The sequence below is a fragment of the Isoptericola maris genome (assembly GCF_048065335.1).
Taxonomy (GTDB): Bacteria; Actinomycetota; Actinomycetes; order Actinomycetales; family Cellulomonadaceae; genus Isoptericola; species Isoptericola rhizosphaerae.
On sequence record NZ_JBLUNY010000011.1, the window covers coordinates 32,193 to 46,521 of the forward strand.

A 14,329-nucleotide genomic window follows, 5' to 3' on the forward strand; every position below is an offset into this window, starting at 1 on the left:
AGTAATACCTTCAGGGTCACGACACCTCGAGCGGCTGCAACAAGAGATCTACTCCAACTACGGCAGGATTCCGTACGGGTTCGAGGGTGACGTGCCCTGGCACCGGGCCACCGAAGAAGGTGAATCCGTCCATGTTGTGGTCAGCCGCGACCCCGGTGATCCTGTCGCCATTGCGGCTTATGATCGACTCCAGGACGCGCGCAGGTCCGTGCGAGAACAGGCGGAGATCGGACGCGAGGCCCGGATCGTTACGACGACAATGGGCCATCTCGACGAGGGTGCGTTCAAAGTCACCTGACGAACGCACGCCCCGTGGGGCGGTGGGAGGTTGAACCGGGTTCGACTTCTCATCGTCCCACCGCACCTCCCGCAGAATTGCGACGGCCCTTCGATGTTGTACTCATGCCCGCTATGTTGACAGCCGGACCGCGCCGAGGATGGCGACCACCAGGTCGCGCGGTGCTCGGCGAGGACGCCTGAAACGCCCTGATGGGACCGACGTCGAGTCCTCCTACCCCGCCTTCCGACCCGACGCGCTCCGCGCCGACGGGAGGATCAACGCCGACCCGGACGCGGACTGGGTCAAGCGGACGGCCACTTCCCGGAGGCGCACAGATTCGATGCCCGCGAGCCCTACCGGTTCATCCCCCACGCCCGGCACGACGACCGCCGCGGCACCCAGCGCTTCAAGGGTCCCGCGCTGGCGGGCCACCTACGCTGCCCGAACGTGCCCGCCTCCATGCGCCTGGATGCCGCGCTGCCCACCACAACCTGCACCCCCGGCTCAACGTGCGGCTGCGGCATCACCGTCACCGTCGACGACAGCGCCTGCGAGAACATCCGCCAGCCCCACCCGTGGCAGTCCAACGCCTGGGCCCTGGACTACAACCGCCGCACCCTCATCGAAGGACTCAACGGCCAGATCCGCTACCAGAAGCTGAAGATCGACCGCGGCTTCATCCGCATGCGCGGCCTCGCGGCCACTGCATGGCTCCTCGCGGCCCAGCTCGCCGGCTACAACGCCGTCCACCTGCACGCCTGGCACACCAGCCGCCATCGGCCCGACCCGTGGCAGCAGCACCTGCGCGAAGTCGCCGACAACCGGCCGCTGGACCGCTACACCCGCACCCGCGGACGCCGAGCACCACCAGTCGTCGACGACGCCGACACGAAGACTAAAGAACACTAAAGGCCCTGGCCGTCAGACCACGCCCTGTCATGCCCTGAACAGGCCCTGACGGCCGCTGAACAGGTCAAAGAGACCGTCGGCCACGCCCAGACGAGCCGCGAGCGCAGGGCCCACTCCCGAAACCGGGCCACCGCCGTCGGGCAAGAACGACGAAACCCCCGACCGGATCAACCGGCCGAGGGTTTCGGGAACGGGTGGCTCCCTGATTCGGGAACTACCCTCACGTGCGCGAGGGGGGAGTTGAACCCCCACGCCCTCTCGGGCACACGGACCTGAACCGTGCGCGTCTGCCTATTCCGCCACTCGCGCGTGCCGTAGGAGATTAGCACGCGGCGGCCCCCGGTTCCCAACCCGATCGGGCCCACCCGGCAGGGACCTGTGTCACACCGGCGGCACGGGAGACGGCGCCCGCTCCGGCCCGGCGCGCCCCGGCCTGCGCACCGTGACACGCTCGTGACCTCGGCACGCGGGTCTACCCGAGGGATTCGCACGAAATCCACAGGTTTACGGGCGCGGGTGGTTCACCCCTGCCTACGATCTGGATAGTCTGCCCGCGACAGGCACGGGTGGACGAGAGGAGGTGGCATGGGAGCGCTGGACCGCTTCGAAAAGAGCGTCGAGCGGCTGATGAACAACGCGTTCGCCAAGGTCGGGCGTGGCGGCGAGGTCAAGGCGGTGGAGCTGGCGAGCCGGCTGCGACGCGAGATCGACGACCGTGCCGCCGTCGTGGGCCGTGACCGGACGGTCGCGCCGAACGAGTTCACCATCGAGCTGAGCCCTGCCGACTTCGCGCAGGTGCAGTCGTGGGGCGCGGAGACGCTCGCCGACGAGCTCGCGACGAACCTGACCGAGTACGCGGCGTCGCAGCACTATGCCTTCGTCGGCCCCGTGAGCGTGTCCTTCGAGAACCACGAGGAGCTCACCGGCGGCCGCTTCCAGCTCCGCTCGGCCACGGTGCGCGGCAACGTGGCACCGGCGACGAACCCGGCTCCGAGCACCCGGCACCCGCTCATCGACATCGACGGGCAGCGCTACCTGCTGACCGGCCCGGTCACGGTGATCGGCCGCGACGCCGAGGCGGACATCGTGGTCGACGACCCGGGCGTCTCCCGCCGGCACCTCGAGATCCGCGTCGCGCCCGAGGGCGTGGTCGCGACGGACCTCGGTTCCACCAACGGCCTCTTCGTCGAGGGGCACCAGGTCCCGGCGGCGACGCTGCTGGACGGCAACACCATGACCATCGGCCGGACCCGGATCATGTTTTGGACAGGTACGTCGGCCGGCCGATCGAACGAGGACTGGTGATCGACCGAGGATGAGCGAGCTGACGTTCACCCTGCTGCGGCTGGGATACCTGGTGCTGCTCTGGGTGTTCGTGCTCTCGGCGGTCGCGGTGCTGCGCCGCGACCTCGCCCTGCGTTCTCCGCGTTCGCGCAAGCGTGCCGACGACGGCGGTGCACCGGCCGCCGCACCGGCCGCGGTGGCGAGCAGCCCGGCCCCTGCGCGCAGCTCCGGTCCGCAACGGCTGGTGGTCACGGCGGGTCCGCTGAGCGGGACCACCCTGCCGCTGTCGACGTCGTCGATCCTGCTCGGCCGCGCACCGAGCTGCACGCTGGTGCTCGACGACGACTACTCTTCGTCGCGTCACGCCCGCATCTTCCCGCAGGGGGACCAGTGGTACGTCGAGGACCTGGGCTCCACGAACGGCACGTTCATCGGCGACCAGCAGGTCACCTCGCCGACCCCCCTCGCACCGGGGGTCGGCGTGCAGATCGGCCGCTCCGTCGTCGAGCTGCAGGGGTGACGCCTTCGTGACCCTCGCCCTGAGGTATGCCGCGCGCTCCGACGTCGGGCTCGTGCGGCAGAACAACCAGGACTCCGCCTATGCGGGGCCGAACCTGCTGGTGGTGGCCGACGGCATGGGCGGTCACGCCGGCGGCGACATCGCGTCCAGCCTCGCGATCGCCGCCCTGGCGCCGCTGGACGAGACGGAGCACGGCCCGCAGGAGGCGCTGGCCGACCTGGAGCGGACGGTCGAGCAGGCGCGTCAGGACCTGGTGCACGCCTCCGAGGTGGATCCGGACCTCGCCGGCATGGGCACCACGGTGACCGCGCTCCTGCGGTCCGGCAACACCCTCGCGATGGCCCACCTGGGCGATTCGCGCGCCTACCTGCTGCGCGACGGGGCGCTCAACCAGGTGACCGTGGACCACACGTTCGTCCAGCACCTGGTGGACACCGGGCGCATCTCCCCGGACGAGGCGGAGACCCACCCCCAGCGCAACGTCGTCATGCGCGTGCTGGGCGACTTCGACGTGGACCTCACGCCCGACATGTCGGTGCGGGAGGCACGTCCGGGCGACCGCTGGCTGCTCTGCTCGGACGGCCTGTCGGGGTTCGTCCCCCTCGAGCAGATCACGCAGGTGCTCGCGGAGTGCGAGTCTCCCGAGGAGGCCGCGGACCTGCTCATCACCCTCGCGATGACCGCCGCGAGCACCGACAACATCACCGTGGTGGTCGCCGACGTCGTCGACCCGGACGACGTCGACGCCTCGTGGGTGTCCACCTCGACCCAGGTGGTCGGTGCCGCGGCCTCGGAGATGTCGCCCGAGCTGGCCCGGCCCGCGCCGGATGCGGCCGAGGACGCCTCGCGCCGTCATGACGACGACGAGGAGGACGACGAGGACGACGACGCACGCCCGGCACCGAAGCGACGCCCCTGGATCGGCGTCCTCGTGATCCTCGCGGTGCTGGGTGGCCTCGGATACGGCGCCTGGTGGGCGTACGGCTGGACCCAGGAGCAGTTCTACGTCGGCGTCGCGGACGGGCAGGTCGCCGTGTACCGCGGCATCCCGCAGAGCGCCGGCCCTCTGACCCTCTCCCAGCCGGTGCGGCTGACGGGCACGCCCGTCGACGAGCTGCCCGCCTACTGGAGCGACCGGCTCGACGGCACGATCCGCGCGTCGTCGGAGGCCGAGGCCCTCGAACGCGCCGAGCGCCTCATCGACGACGCGCTGCCCACCCCCACTCCGAGCCCCAGCACCAGTCCCAGCTCTGAGCCGAGCGGCAGCCCGTCGCCGTCGTCGAGCCCCGCGTCCGGGTCCAGCCCGGCGGCGCGGGACGAGGGGGCCGAGGCGTGACGTCCCAGAACCTCACGGTGGAACCCAGGCAGCGCCGGCCGTTGCGCATCGCCGAGGTGTTCCTCCTGGTCCTCGCCCTGGGCGGCGGTATCGGCGGCTTCGCGATGGTCGGGCTGTCGATCCGTGGAGAGCTGCCCGACCAGTTCTGGTTCCGCAGCATGCTGCTCGCCGTGACGGCACTCGTCGCGCACGTCGTGCTCCGCCTGCGTGCACCGTGGGCCGACCAGGTCATCCTGCCCGCGGTGGTGCTGCTCAACGGCATCGGCCTGTCGATGATCTGGCGCCTCGAGATCTCCGACGCCACCGGCATGGCTCCCGCCGACGCGGCTGGCAACATGCAGGCGACGTTGCTGGGCGCCATCGTCGCCTTCGCCCTGCTCTGGGTCCTCAAGGACCACCGCTGGCTGCGGCGCTACACGTACACGGCGATGGTCGTGGGCCTGCTGCTCATCGCGCTGCCGCTGATCCCGGGCGTCGGCCAGGAGATCAACGGCGCGAGGATCTGGATCAACGTCGGCGGCTTCTCCCTGCAGCCCGCCGAGTTCGCCAAGATCGCGTTCGCCGTGTTCTTCGCCGGCTACCTGGTCACCAACCGTGACACGCTCGCGCTCGCCGGTCCCAAGGTCTTCGGCCTGCAGCTCCCGCGGCTGCGTGACCTGGGCCCGATCCTGCTCGTGTGGGCGGCGTCCCTCGCCGTCCTGGTCCTGCAGCGCGACCTCGGTACGTCCCTGCTGTTCTTCGGGCTCTTCGTCGCGATGCTGTACCAGGCGACGGCCCGGTCGAGCTGGATCGTCCTGGGCCTCACGCTGTTCGGGGCGGGCGCGCTCACCGCGGCGCGGCTGTTCCCGCACGTGGGGGCCCGCATCGACGTCTGGCTGCACCCGTTCGACGCGTCGCAGTACGAGAGGGACCCCGGCGGGTCGTACCAGCTCGTCCAGGGGCAGTTCTCGATGGCGAACGGTGGGCTGTTCGGCACCGGGTGGGGCGAGGGCCGCCCCTTCCAGATCCCGTACGCGTTCTCGGACTTCATCTACGCGGCTCTCGGCGAGGAGCTCGGCCTGACGGGCCTCACAGCGATCGTCCTGCTCTACCTGCTCGTCGTGCAGCGCGGCCTGAAGTCGGCCCTCAGCGTGCGCGACGGCTTCGGCAAGCTGCTCGCCGGCGGCCTGGCGTTCGCGATGGCCCTGCAGGTCTTCGTGGTGATCGGCGGCATCACGCGCATCATCCCGCTCACGGGCCTGACGCTGCCGTTCATGGCGCAGGGCGGTTCCTCCCTGCTCGCCAACTGGATCGTGATCGCCCTGCTGCTACGGATATCGGACAGCGCCCGGCGGCCCTCCGACCTGCCGGTGCGCGGGCAGGTCTCGGCCGGCGCCCCGGCTGCGGAACCGGAACCGATCCTCGTCGGCTCGTCCGGGTCGGACGGCGGCACCCCGGCCGACGTGACGCCCCCGGCAGGCAGCAACCTGCCGCGACGACGGGTCACCGACCGCGACCCCCACGGCAGCCCGGGCGACGCGGCCCCCACCGAGCACATCGGCACCGACGTCCCGCCCGAGCATCGAGGAGGTGAGAGATCGTGAACACGACCACGCGTCGTCTGGCCGGGATCGTCATGGTCATGTTCCTCGCGCTCCTCGTCTCCACGACGTGGATCCAGTTCTTCGCGGCAGACACGCTGAACAACGATCCGCGCAACGCCCGCGCGCTCTACGCGCAGTTCGGCACCGACCGCGGCCCGATCGTGGTGGGCGGCGACGCGATCGCCAGCTCGGTGCCCTCGGACGACGAGTGGAACTACCAGCGGGAGTACGCCAAGGGCCGGCTCTACGCTCCGCTGACGGGCTACTACTCGTTGGTCAGCGGCACGTCCGGGATCGAGCAGGCCGAGAACGACTTCCTCGCCGGGTCGGCCGACGCCCTGTGGGTGGAGCGGGTGCAGAACGTGCTGACGGGCTCCGACCCGCAGGGTTCGTCCGTCGAGCTGACGATCGACCCTGCCGCGCAGCGCGCCGCCTGGGACGCCCTGGGTGACCAGCGCGGCGCCGTGGTGGCGATCGAGCCGTCCACCGGCAAGATCCTGGCGATGGTCGCGAAGCCGACGTTCAACCCGAACGACCTCGCCACCCACGACACCGGCAAGGCCAACAAGGCTTACCTGGACCTGCTGAACGACGAGGACAAGCCGCTGATCAGCCGGGCCACGGGGACGCACTACCCTCCCGGCTCCACGTTCAAGCTGGTGACCGCCGCTGCGGCGCTCGAGAGCGGGGACTACGACGAGAGCACGGTCATCGACGCGCCGGTCACGTACACGCTGCCCGGCACGCGGACCGACCTGCCGAACTACGGTGGCACGGCGTGCTCCCCGAGCGGCGAGCAGAGCCTGGCGGACGCGCTGCGGATCTCCTGCAACACCGCCTTCGCGAAGCTCGGCGTCGACCTCGGTGCCGACGCGCTGGCCGAGCAGTCCGCCGACTTCGGGTTCGGCGAGACGGTCGACGTCCCGTTCCCCGCGGTGGCCAGCCGGTACCCGGACCCCGACTCGCTGACTCCCGACAGGGTCGCGCTGTCCGCGATCGGGCAGGGCGACGACGTCGTCACGCCCCTGCAGGTCGCCATGATCACCTCGGCGATCGCGAACGGCGGCGAGCTGATGGAGCCGTTCTCCGTCGAGACGGTGCGTGACGCCGAGCTCGAGGTGGTCTCCGAGACGCGACCGTCGAGCATGGGCCGCTCCGTGTCCGAGTCCACGGCTTCCCAGCTGCGGGACATGATGGTCTCCGTCGTCGAGGACGGTTCCGGCACCGCGGCGCAGATCTCGGGCGTCACGGTGGCCGGCAAGACGGGCACCGCCCAGACCTCGCGGGACGTCTCCCCGCACGCCTGGTTCACCGGGTTCGCCCCCGCGGACGACCCGCAGGTCGCGGTCGCGGTGGTCGTCGAGCAGGGTGGCTCCATGGGCTCCGAGGCGACGGGTGGCCGCGTGGCCGCCCCGATCGCCAAGGCCGTCGTCGAGGCGGTGCTGAACGGATGAGGCCCTCCATCGGGCTCTCGCTGGGCGAGCGCTACCACCTGACCCGCCAGATCGCCGTCGGCGGCATGGGCGAGGTCTGGGTCGCCGACGACAGCTACCTCGGCCGCGACGTCGCCGTGAAGGTGCTGCGCGAGGAGTTCACCGGCAACGAGGACTTTCTCAAGCGGCTGCGCACCGAGGCGCGCAACAGCGCCGCGCTCTCGCACCCGAACATCGCGCAGATGTACGACTACGGCGAGCAGGACGGCGCCGGCTACCTCGTCATGGAGCTCGTGCTCGGCGAACCCCTCGCCGACCTGCTCGAGCGCGAGCCCGTCGTCGCGCCGCGCAAGCTGCTGCCGATCCTCTCCGCGACCGCTCGCGGGCTGCACCACGCCCACCGGGCCAAGGTGGTCCACCGGGACGTCAAGCCGGGGAACATCCTGCTCGAGCACGACACCCGGAACGTCAAGATCACGGACTTCGGCGTCTCCCTGGCCGCCAACCAGGCCACGATGACCGCGACGGGCATGGTCATGGGCACCGCCCAGTACCTCTCGCCCGAGCAGGCCGTGGGACAGCCCGCGACGGCGGCCTCCGACCTCTACGCGCTCGGCATCGTGGCCTACGAGGCGACCGCCGGCCGACGCCCCTTCACCGGGTCGACACCGGTGGACATCGCTGTCGCGCACGTGAACAGTGCCGTGCCGCCCCTGTCGTCCAGCGTCCACCCGGGCCTCGACGACGTCATCATGCGGATGCTCGCCAAGGACCCGAACAAGCGGCCCGCCTCCGGCGCCGCACTGGCCGACGAGCTGGACGCGCTCGCCCAGGAGATCGCCGAGGACCCCCTCGGAGCGCGGTCCCGGGCCGCCCGCCGCGCCGCCCGCACCGGCCGCCCCGCACCTGTCCGGCACGCGCGGCCCGACGACGCACCGACGTCGGCACGCTCGCTCGACCCGGCGACACCCGCGGAGCGCCCCACGGCCGCGCCGACGGCGTCCACCCCGGACCTGCCCGACCCCGGGGCGCCGCGCAGCTACCCGGCGCGCCGCGACCTGCGCACGAACCCGCCGTCCCGCCCCACGCCACCGCGCGGCGGCCCACCCGGCCGCGCCGCGACCCGCAGCGGCCCGACGCGCACCCCTGCGTCCCGGTCGTCGAACCGGTCGTCGGGGCGCCCGGTGCGCAGCTCGACGACGACGGGACAACGTCTCGGGCCGCTCGGCCGGCTCTCCTGGCCGCTGCTCGCCCTCCTCGGACTGCTCGGTGTGCTCCTCCTGGCCACGCTCCTGAGCGGAATCTTCGGCGGGGGTGACGGCGATGCTGCCGCCCTGCCGCTCCTCGCCGGCGGCGCGCTGGTGACACGCCCCGCGAGATTGCGGACGATGACCGACCCCGGTTCTGGGATGATGCTCCAGGACCCGTCGCACCCCGCCGGTGCGACAACGACCCAGAAGGACGTCTGAGTGGTGGACAACACGCCCCGAGTACTCGCGGGCCGGTACGAGGTCGGTGAGCTCATCGGCCGCGGTGGCATGGCCGAGGTGCACATCGGCCACGACACCCGCCTCGGTCGCACCGTCGCGATCAAGGTGCTGCGGTCCGACCTCGCACGCGACCCGTCGTTCCTCGCCCGGTTCCGACGCGAGGCGCAGTCGGCCGCCGCCCTCAACCACCCGGCGATCGTCGCCGTGTACGACACCGGGGAGGACACCTCCACCGACGCGGCGGGGCAGCAGGTCCACATCCCGTTCATCGTCATGGAGTACGTCGAGGGCCACACGGTCCGCGACATCCTCGCCGACGGCGCTGCCGTGCCCATCGAGGAGGCCGTCGAGATCACGGTCGGCATCCTCAGCGCGCTGGAGTACTCCCACCACGCCGGGATCGTGCACCGCGACATCAAGCCCGCCAACGTCATGATCACGCCCACGGGCGCCGTCAAGGTCATGGACTTCGGCATCGCGCGCGCGATGGCGGACTCCGCCGCGACCATGACGCAGGGGCAGGCCGTCATCGGCACCGCCCAGTACCTGTCGCCCGAGCAGGCGCGCGGCGAGCAGGTCGACGCCCGCAGCGACCTCTACTCCACCGGCTGCGTGCTCTTCGAGCTGCTCACCGGGCGCCCGCCGTTCGTGGGCGACTCGCCGGTCGCGCTCGCCTACCAGCACGTGGGTCAGCAGCCGCAGCGGCCCAGCGAGATCGCCAACGACGTGCCCGAGGTCCTGGACCGCATCGCCCTCAGCTCGCTGGCCAAGGACCGCAACGACCGCTACTCCTCGGCAGGGGAGTTCCGCTCCGACCTCGAGTCGGCCGTGCGCGGGGGCAACATCATGGCCCCGGCGCTCGGCGCCGCGGCGGCCGGTGCCGCAGCCGCCTACGGGGCGACGCAGGTGCTCGGCGACCCCCAGGGCACGCAGGTCATGTCGCCCACCGGCGGGCCCGCGCCCTGGGGCCAGACCGGGCTGCCCGTCGACCAGACGGCGGCCGGTACCGCCGTCCCTCCCGGCGAGGAGGAGGAGAAGGGCAACCGCAAGTGGCTGATGTGGACGCTCATCGGCGTCGGCGTCCTGGCCCTCGCCGCGATCCTCTTCTTCTGGCTCAGCAGCGGCGAGGACGAACCGACGCTCGCCACCGTGCCCGAGCTGACCGCGAACATGAGCCCGACTGAGGCGCAGCGGCTCGTGGAGGGCGCCGGCCTCGTGTACTCGGAACGCGTCGACGAGGAGTCCGACGAGCCGGAGAACACCCTGACCCGCTCCGACCCGACCAGCGGCGAGGAGGTCCCGGAGGGCTCGCAGGTGCTCGTGTACTTCTCCGGCGGGCCAGAGACCTTCTCGATGCCCGACGTGACGGGCAGGACTCTCGAGCAGGCGAAGCAGGAGATCGCCGATGCCGGCCTGGAGGTCGGCGAGGTCGAGGAGCAGGCCAGCTCGAGCGTGGACGAGGGGGACGTCATCTCGACGGACCCGTCGCCCGGCGCCGCCGTCAACCCCGGCGACTCCGTGGACATCGTCTGGTCCAACGGACAGGTCGAGCTCCCTGATCTCTTCGGGCAGAACCAGGACGATGCCGAGGCGGCCCTGGCAGACCTCGGGCTCAGCTCACGCATCACCAGCGAGCCCGTGCAGGACCCGAACGACGTCGGCAAGGTCGTCAACCAGTCGCCCCAGGCGGGCACCGTCGGTCAGGACACCACCGTGGAGCTGACCATCGGCGAGGAGCCCGAGGCCGAGACCGTCAGCGTCCCGGACGTCGTCGGCATGACGGCCGAGGAGGCCGAGGGCGCGCTGGGCGGCCAGGCCAACCTCAACCCGATCCAGCGGACCGAGTCGTCGGCCGACTACTGCCCGGGCTTCGTGGCCAACCAGGACCCGCCGGCCGGGACCGAGCGGGAGGTGGGGTCCGACGTGACGATCATCGTCTCGACGGGCGCCGAGGGCCAGGACTGCAGCGCCGGCGAGGCGACCCCGGCACCGCCCGAGGACGACGACGGCCCCGGCCTGGGGCTCGGCGACGACTGACCCAGCCCGGACGCGACCGGAGGTGGCGCCGCTCAGCCCTGGTGGACGAGCGGCGCCATCCCGGCGGACCGCTCCACGGCCGCCGGGTCGCCGCACACCGCGAGCCAGTTGGCGAGCAGGCGGTGACCACCCTCGGTCAGCACCGACTCGGGGTGGAACTGCACCCCGTGCAGCGGCAGGTCGCGGTGCTGCACGCCCATGACGACCCCGGTCGCCGTCGTGCACGTGACCTCGAGCTCGGCCGGCACCGTGCGCGGCTCCACCGCGAGGGAGTGGTAGCGCGTCGCGGTGAAGGGTGAGCCCAGGCCGTCGAGCACCCCGTGGCCCTCGTGCTCCACCTCGCTCGTCTTGCCGTGCATCAGCTCGGCGGCGTGCGACACGGTCGCCCCGTAGACCTCGGCCAGCGCCTGGTGGCCCAGGCAGACACCCAGCATCGGCGTCCGGGAGCGGGCGCAGGCGCGGATCACGTCCTCCGACGAGCCCGCCTCCTGGGGCGTGCCCGGCCCGGGCGAGACGAGGACGCCGTCGAAGGGCGTGCCGTCGTCGTGCCAGAAGCGGCCGTCCGCGTCGGGCTCCGGCACGGCGTCGTTGCGCACGACGGTGGTGCGCGCCCCGAGCTGGTCGAGGTAGCCGACGATCGTGTAGACGAAGGAGTCGTAGTTGTCGACGACGAGGATGGAGGTCATGGGTGCGCCTCGACGGTGTTGTCGTTGATGGGGACGTACGCGGACAGCCAGGGGAAGACCCACTCGAAGCAGGCCCACACGAGGGCCACGAACACCACGAGCAGCAGCAGCACCCGGAACCACGCGGGTCCAGGGAGGATACGCCACAACGCGCCGTACATCACGCCTCCCCGTCATCGATACCGCGCACCTGGACGCCGGCCTCGACGAGCTCGATGGGTGTGCCCTCCTCGACGGGAGCCCAGTAGTCCAGCTCAGCGTGGACGATGTACCGCTGGGCCGCCGAGTACATCGGGTGGCACGCGGTCAGGGTGAGGAGGCGCTCGGTCAGCTCCGGCACCGGGTCACCGGCCTGCAGGCCGGGCACGGGTGCGATGACCTCCACCTCGTGGGGCCACACGATCTCGTGCGTCGTCGTGCGGTACACGTACCAGGTGTCCTCCGTGCGGAAGACGAGCGGGTCGCCCTCCTTCAGGTCCGCGACCTGGTGGTACGGCTTGCCGTACGTGGTGCGGTGACCGGCCGTGGCGAAGTTGCCGAGGTCGCCGGGCATCGCCGTGCCCGGGTAGTGGCCCGCCCCGAGCCGGTCGAGCACCCGCGCCTTGTCCACGCCCTGGGCGACGGGGGTCACGAAGTCGTCGCCCCACCGGGGCACGTACAGCTCGGCGAAGACCGTCTCGTCCGCGGGCTCCTCCATGACGGGCGGTTCGTCCCGGTGCTCGCTCGCGATCGCCGGGCCGTCGTCGACCTGGAGCGGGGGCGGCTCGGGCCACTCGAGCTCGGCGAGCACCTGGGTGTGGATGCGCCCGGCCTGGACGTCGGTCCACCACAGCTGCCACACGACGAACAGCCCGAGGAACACCCCGGCGGTGATGAGGAGCTCGCCGACGACGCCGATCGTCGCGCTGAGGGCGCCGCCCCGGCGCCCGCGCGCGTGCCTCACGAGAACACGTCCGTGCCTTCGGGCACGGTGGCGTGCTGCAGCTCCTGGCCCCCGGTGTAGGCGGGCATCTCGACGCCGTCGAGCTCCTGGACCCGGTAGCCGAGCCCGATCCAGTCCACGTACTGCTTGTAGGTGGCGACGCCCGGGGAGGCCTCGAGGGCGGCCCGCAGATCGTCCGGCTCGCCGATGACCTCGATGACGTACGGCGGGGAGAAGACCTTGCCGTGCAGCAGCAGGATGTTGCCCGAGCACCGGAAGGCGCTGGTCGACGTGACGCGCTCACCCTGCAGCGTCATCGCCTCGGCACCCCCGGCCCAGAGCGCGTTGACGACGTGCTGCACGTCCTGCTGGTGCACCACCAGGTCGTCGGGCCGCACGTCGGGGATCTCCAGGGACGACGACGGCGCGTCCTCGAGCGCGACGCTCAGGCCCCGCCCGGACACCGGCCAGGCGCCGGAGACCACCGCCTCCTGGGCACGCAGAGCGGGATCACGCCGAGGGGCGTCGACGTCGACCGCGTCACCGAGCCGGTCCACCTCCTCGTCCAGGCGGCTCGCCTGCTCGCTCAGCTCCTCCACACGGGCCGACTCGGCGGCGATCACCGACGCGAGGTCGTCGCCGTGGCGGCTGTCCCGCTCGTCGGCGAGCTGGGCGCTGGCGGTGAAGAGCACGCCGGACAGCGCGAGCACGCCCGCGACGGAGATCGCGGAGCGGATCCGTGGTGACATCGCGGGCCTCCTCCCTCGTGTTGCCGGTCCTGGTGCGGCTGGCCACTACGCTAGACGAAAATCCCGTCGTCGGCGGTCGAGAATTCGTCTCGAACGTCGCAGAACACCCTCACAGGAGTGCACCCCGTGTCCGAGCCCAAGCCCGAGAAGAAGTTCGATCCCGTGCCCCGGAAGTCTTCGGCCAATCCCCGCTGGCTCGTCCCCACGATGCTCGGACTGATGCTCGCCGGACTCGTGTGGATCGTCACCTACTACCTGACGAGCCAGAACCTCGGGCTGCCGGTGCCGCAGCTCGGCAACTGGAACCTCCTGGTCGGCTTCGCCCTCATCATCGCCGGGTTCTCCCTGACCACACGCTGGAAGTGACCTGGGCTGTACAAGTTCCACAGGTGTGATTCCACACCTGTGCATATCTCTGGGGATAACTCGTACGGTCCCTGCCGTCAGAGCATCGGCAGGGACGCGACGGCCGAGTACTTCCACACCGTGAGGGCGACGAGGACGACGCCGACCGCGGCCGGGAGCACCCAGCCCACGAGCTTCTGCCGTTCCCTCGGCGCAGCGGCGTAGCCGGCACCGACAGCGAGCCCGACGACGAGCCCGCCGACGTGTGCCTCCCAGGCGATGTTGTCCACGAACAACGGCAGCGCCATGTTGATCGCGATGAGGACCACGATCTGACCGGCGTCGCGTCCCATGCGACGCAGCACCGGGATGATCGCGCCGAACAGACCGAAGACGGCCCCCGACGCCCCGACCGCCGCGGTGTACCAGCTCGCGCCCAGCGGGTCGGCCAGCAGGAGCACGCCCACCGAGCCGCCCACGGCCGCGAGCACGTAGAGCGCGAGGTACCGGCCGCGCCCGAAGGCCTGCTCGAGGAACGGTCCCACGAGCCACAGCGCGTACATGTTGAACAGGATGTGCAACGGGCTCGTGGAGTGCAGGAACGCGGCTGTGAGGAAGCGCCACGGTTCCACCTCGCCGATCGCGGCGGAGAACGCCCACTGCTGCGTCCAGGCGCCACCCGTCGTGAGCTGCAGGATCCAGCTCACGACGCACAGCCCCATGATCGTCAGGGTCACGACGGGACGCCCGCCGCG

General features: G+C 71.4%; 14 protein-coding genes and 1 tRNA gene. 9 read left to right on the forward strand and 6 right to left on the reverse strand.

What is annotated here, in order from left to right; all coding sequences use genetic code 11:
• The first annotated feature begins 727 nt into the window (after positions 1–727).
• Positions 728–1,189 (forward strand): hypothetical protein, encoded by a 462-nt coding sequence (locus ACH5HR_RS14755; protein WP_416478547.1) that lies wholly within the window; start codon positions 728–730, stop codon positions 1,187–1,189.
• Positions 1,190–1,414: 225 nt separating this feature from the next.
• On the opposite strand, the gene ACH5HR_RS14760 is transcribed toward ACH5HR_RS14755, so the two are convergent.
• A tRNA-Leu gene (locus ACH5HR_RS14760) sits at positions 1,415–1,498 on the reverse strand.
• 276 nt (positions 1,499–1,774) lie between these two features.
• On the opposite strand from ACH5HR_RS14760, the gene ACH5HR_RS14765 reads away from it, so the two are divergent.
• Genes ACH5HR_RS14765 through pknB form a run of 7 tightly spaced genes read left to right on the forward strand, consistent with a single transcriptional unit; the run spans position 1,775 to position 10,872 of the window.
• The gene (locus ACH5HR_RS14765) at positions 1,775–2,494 is read left to right on the forward strand and encodes an FHA domain-containing protein (RefSeq protein ID WP_402374849.1); all 720 of its coding nucleotides are present in this window, start codon (positions 1,775–1,777) and stop codon (positions 2,492–2,494) included.
• A gap of 10 nt (positions 2,495–2,504) precedes the next feature.
• Positions 2,505–2,993, forward strand: coding sequence for an FHA domain-containing protein FhaB/FipA (locus ACH5HR_RS14770; RefSeq protein WP_416478549.1), 489 nt, complete (start codon positions 2,505–2,507; stop codon positions 2,991–2,993).
• Between the two features lie 7 nt (positions 2,994–3,000).
• Positions 3,001–4,329: a PP2C family protein-serine/threonine phosphatase gene (locus tag ACH5HR_RS14775; RefSeq protein WP_416478551.1), complete on the forward strand. Its 1,329-nt coding sequence runs from the start codon at positions 3,001–3,003 to the stop codon at positions 4,327–4,329.
• 17 nt (positions 4,330–4,346) lie between these two features.
• Complete coding sequence (locus tag ACH5HR_RS14780) at positions 4,347–5,912, forward strand: FtsW/RodA/SpoVE family cell cycle protein (protein WP_416478553.1); 1,566 nt, start codon at positions 4,347–4,349, stop codon at positions 5,910–5,912.
• The gene (locus ACH5HR_RS14785; RefSeq protein ID WP_402374854.1) at positions 5,909–7,366 is read left to right on the forward strand and encodes a peptidoglycan D,D-transpeptidase FtsI family protein; all 1,458 of its coding nucleotides are present in this window, start codon (positions 5,909–5,911) and stop codon (positions 7,364–7,366) included. Before ACH5HR_RS14780 ends, ACH5HR_RS14785 begins: the two co-directional genes overlap by 4 nt.
• The gene (locus ACH5HR_RS14790) at positions 7,363–8,814 is read left to right on the forward strand and encodes a serine/threonine-protein kinase (protein ID WP_416478555.1); all 1,452 of its coding nucleotides are present in this window, start codon (positions 7,363–7,365) and stop codon (positions 8,812–8,814) included. The genes ACH5HR_RS14785 and ACH5HR_RS14790 overlap by 4 nt, the downstream gene beginning before the upstream one ends.
• Positions 8,815–10,872 (forward strand): Stk1 family PASTA domain-containing Ser/Thr kinase, encoded by a 2,058-nt coding sequence (gene pknB, locus ACH5HR_RS14795; protein WP_416478557.1) that lies wholly within the window; start codon positions 8,815–8,817, stop codon positions 10,870–10,872. It begins immediately after the preceding gene.
• Positions 10,873–10,904: 32 nt separating this feature from the next.
• Here the strand turns inward: pknB and ACH5HR_RS14800 are convergent, their stop codons facing one another.
• From ACH5HR_RS14800 to ACH5HR_RS14815, 4 genes are read right to left on the reverse strand one after another with little or no spacing between them, the layout of a single operon-like run.
• Positions 10,905–11,558 (reverse strand): aminodeoxychorismate/anthranilate synthase component II, encoded by a 654-nt coding sequence (locus ACH5HR_RS14800; RefSeq protein ID WP_402374858.1) that lies wholly within the window; start codon positions 11,556–11,558, stop codon positions 10,905–10,907.
• Positions 11,555–11,719 carry a hypothetical protein gene (locus ACH5HR_RS14805; RefSeq protein WP_402374860.1) on the reverse strand — a complete coding sequence of 55 codons (165 nt, stop codon included), beginning with the start codon at positions 11,717–11,719 and terminating at the stop codon, positions 11,555–11,557. Before ACH5HR_RS14805 ends, ACH5HR_RS14800 begins: the two co-directional genes overlap by 4 nt.
• Positions 11,719–12,501 (reverse strand): class E sortase, encoded by a 783-nt coding sequence (locus ACH5HR_RS14810; RefSeq protein WP_402374862.1) that lies wholly within the window; start codon positions 12,499–12,501, stop codon positions 11,719–11,721. Before ACH5HR_RS14810 ends, ACH5HR_RS14805 begins: the two co-directional genes overlap by 1 nt.
• Positions 12,498–13,229 (reverse strand): DUF881 domain-containing protein, encoded by a 732-nt coding sequence (locus tag ACH5HR_RS14815; RefSeq protein ID WP_416478559.1) that lies wholly within the window; start codon positions 13,227–13,229, stop codon positions 12,498–12,500. Before ACH5HR_RS14815 ends, ACH5HR_RS14810 begins: the two co-directional genes overlap by 4 nt.
• A 126-nt stretch (positions 13,230–13,355) precedes the next feature.
• On the opposite strand from ACH5HR_RS14815, the gene ACH5HR_RS14820 reads away from it, so the two are divergent.
• Complete coding sequence (locus ACH5HR_RS14820; RefSeq protein WP_416478561.1) at positions 13,356–13,595, forward strand: cell division protein CrgA; 240 nt, start codon at positions 13,356–13,358, stop codon at positions 13,593–13,595.
• A 77-nt stretch (positions 13,596–13,672) separates the two neighbouring features.
• On the opposite strand, the gene ACH5HR_RS14825 is transcribed toward ACH5HR_RS14820, so the two are convergent.
• Positions 13,673–14,311, reverse strand: coding sequence for a rhomboid family intramembrane serine protease (locus ACH5HR_RS14825; RefSeq protein ID WP_416478562.1), 639 nt, complete (start codon positions 14,309–14,311; stop codon positions 13,673–13,675).
• Between the last annotated feature and the right edge of the window lie 18 nt (positions 14,312–14,329).